The 245-nt window shown below is 72.7% G+C and carries 1 pseudogene; it reads right to left on the bottom strand.

Going from position 1 to position 245, the window contains the following annotated elements:
- Positions 1-74: 74 nt before the first annotated feature.
- Positions 75-245 (bottom strand): annotated as a pseudogene (locus SB751_RS34060) (5-(carboxyamino)imidazole ribonucleotide mutase); the annotation flags it as partial.

Raw genomic sequence — 245 nt, 5'->3', positions numbered from 1 at the left:
CAGTTGGCCGCCGCCCAGCAGGCCGAGCCAGCCGCCCGGGGCAATGGTGAAAGCAGTCGATTGCGTCATGGGGATCAGGCCTCGGGCGGAACCTTCATGTCGCGCGCGGCCTGCGTCTGGCGCGCGCGGAATGCCACCAGCTTCTTGTGCAGGCCAGCGTCGGTGCCCGCCAGCGTGGCGATCAGGTGCAGCGCGGCGTTGGCGGCGCCGGCCTCGCCGATGGCGAAGGTGGCCACCGGCACGCC

Source organism: Cupriavidus sp. SIMBA_020 (assembly GCF_046535395.1).
In the GTDB taxonomy this organism is placed as follows: domain Bacteria; phylum Pseudomonadota; class Gammaproteobacteria; order Burkholderiales; family Burkholderiaceae; genus Cupriavidus; species Cupriavidus campinensis.
The sequence above is the reverse complement of the archived record's forward strand: the minus strand, read 5'-3'. Positions and strand labels throughout refer to the sequence as shown.